Raw genomic sequence first — 2,868 nt, 5'->3', positions numbered from 1 at the left:
TGTTCTTTGAAAATTGCATAATGAACAAAGAAGAGAAACAAAGTACAAAGAATTCACTGGTCAAGTTACAAAGGGCGCATGGTGGATGCCTTGGTACCAGGAGCCGAAGAAGGACGTGATAAGCTGCGATAAGCTGTGGGTAGCCGCACATAGGCCGAGAACCACAGATTTCCGAATGGGGGAACCCACATGACAGAAAGTCATGTATCCTGTACTGAATACATAGGTGCAGGAGGGAAGACCCGGGGAACTGAAACATCTAAGTACCCGGAGGAAGAGAAAGAAAAATCGATTCTCTGAGTAGCGGCGAGCGAAAAGGGAAGAGCCCAAACCAGAAGCTTGCTTCTGGGGTTGAGGATAGATCAAAAACGCTGTAAGAGCTTAGTTGAATACAGCTGGAAAGCTGATCCGTAGAAGGTAAAAGACCTGTAAGCGAAAAGTTCAAGCAGAAAGATCTAATCCAGAGTACCACGAGACACGAGAAACCTTGTGGGAAGCAGGGAGGACCACCTCCCAAGGCTAAATACTACCTGGTGACCGATAGAGAAGAAGTACCGTGAGGGAAAGGTGAAAAGAACCCCGGGAGGGGAGTGAAAGAGAACCTGAAACCGTGTGCCTACAATCGGTCGGAGCACTATAAAAGTGTGACGGCGTGCTTTTTGTAGAACGAGCCAACGAGTTACGATGTGCAGCGAGGTTAAGCACCTAAGGTGTGGAGCCGCAGGGAAACCGAGTCTGAAGAGGGCGATAAGTTGTATGTCGTAGACCCGAAACCGGGTGACCTATCCATGGTCAGGATGAAGCGAAAGTAAAATTTCGTGGAGGTCCGAACCACGTTGCTGTTGAAAAAGCATGGGATGAACTGTGGATAGCGGAGAAATTCCAATCGAACTCGGAGATAGCTGGTTCTCCTCGAAATAGCTTTAGGGCTAGCGTCAAGAGTGAGTCACGGAGGTAGAGCACTGAATGGGCTAGGGGGCGTCACAGCTTACCGAACTCTATCAAACTCCGAATGCCGTAGACTTGAATCTTGGCAGTCAGACTGCGAATGATAAGATCCGTAGTCAAAAGGGAAAGAGCCCAGACCATCAGCTAAGGTCCCAAAGTGTAAGTTAAGTGGAAAAGGATGTGAGATTTCTAAGACAACTAGGATGTTGGCTTAGAAGCAGCCATACATTTAAAGAGTGCGTAATAGCTCACTAGTCAAGAGATCTCGCGCCGAAAATGTCCGGGGCTAAAACTTACCACCGAAGCTATGGATTCATACGGAAGTATGAGTGGTAGAGGAGCATCCTGCACAGGCAGAAGCCGTACCGAAAGGAGCGGTGGACAGTGCAGGAGAGAGAATGTTGGCATGAGTAGCGAGAAGTGGGTGAGAATCCCACTGGCCGAAAACCTAAGGTTTCCTGAGGAAGGCTCGTCCGCTCAGGGTAAGTCGGGACCTAAGCCGAGGCCGAAAGGCGTAGGTGATGGACAATCGGTTGAAATTCCGATACCACCGAGCACCGCTTGAGAGAAGGGGTGACGCAGAAGGATAAGATGAGCACACGGCTGGAAGAGTGTGTTCAAGCATTTAGGGTGACTAGATAGGCAAATCCGTTTAGTCAAGAGCCTGAGATGTGATGAGGAGCTCAAAAGAGCGAAGCATCTGATTCCAAGCTGCCGAGAAAAGCCTCTATCGAGGTGTGAGGTGCCCGTACCGCAAACCGACACAGGTAGGTGAGGAGAGAATCCTAAGGCCGGCGGAAGAATTGCTGTTAAGGAACTAGGCAAATTGACCCCGTAACTTAGGGAGAAGGGGTGCCTGCGAGAGCAGGTCGCAGAGAATAGGCCCAGGCAACTGTTTACCAAAAACACAGGTCTCTGCTAAAGCGCAAGCTGAAGTATAGGGGCTGACGCCTGCCCGGTGCTGGAAGGTTAAGGGGACTGCTAAGCGCAAGCGAAGGCAAGAACTTAAGCCCCAGTAAACGGCGGCCGTAACTATAACGGTCCTAAGGTAGCGAAATTCCTTGTCGGGTAAGTTCCGACCCGCACGAATGGCGTAATGATCTGGGCACTGTCTCAACAGCAAATCCGGTGAAATTGTAGTGCAAGTGAAGATGCTTGCTACCCGCGGTTGGACGGAAAGACCCCGTAGAGCTTTACTGTAGCTTAGCATTGAATCTCGGTATTGTCTGTACAGGATAGGTGGGAGACAGAGAAGCATGCGCGTCAGCGTGTGTGGAGTCGACGTTGGGATACCACCCTGGCAGTACTGGGGTTCTAACGGAGTACCATGAAGCTGGTACCCGGACATTGTTAGGTGGGCAGTTTGACTGGGGCGGTCGCCTCCAAAAAAGTAACGGAGGCGCCCAAAGGTTCCCTCAGCGCGGTTGGAAATCGCGCGAAGAGTGCAAAGGCAGAAGGGAGCCTGACTGCGACACAAACAAGTGGAGCAGGGACGAAAGTCGGGCTTAGTGATCCGGTGGTACCTCGTGGGAGGGCCATCGCTCAACGGATAAAAGCTACCTCGGGGATAACAGGCTGATCTCCCCCAAGAGTCCACATCGACGGGGAGGTTTGGCACCTCGATGTCGGCTCGTCGCATCCTGGGGCTGAAGTAGGTCCCAAGGGTTGGGCTGTTCGCCCATTAAAGCGGCACGCGAGCTGGGTTCAGAACGTCGTGAGACAGTTCGGTCCCTATCCGCCGCGGGCGTAGGAAATTTGAGAGGAGCTGTCCTTAGTACGAGAGGACCGGGATGGACTGACCTCTAGTGCACCAGTTGTTCCGCCAGGAGCACAGCTGGGTAGCTAAGTCGGGAAGGGATAAACGCTGAAAGCATCTAAGCGTGAAGCCTCCCTCAAGATAAGATTTCCCATGACGAAAGT

1 rRNA gene is annotated in these 2,868 nt (G+C 51.7%); it reads left to right on the top strand.

Annotated features, from left to right (window positions below):
- Positions 1–58: 58 nt before the first annotated feature.
- Positions 59–2,868, top strand: a 23S ribosomal RNA gene (locus tag CLTEP_RS13675); the annotation flags it as partial.

This window comes from Clostridium tepidiprofundi DSM 19306 (assembly GCF_001594005.1).
GTDB lineage: Bacteria > Bacillota > Clostridia > Clostridiales > Clostridiaceae > Clostridium_AC > Clostridium_AC tepidiprofundi.
The sequence above is the reverse complement of the archived record's forward strand: the minus strand, read 5'-3'. Positions and strand labels throughout refer to the sequence as shown.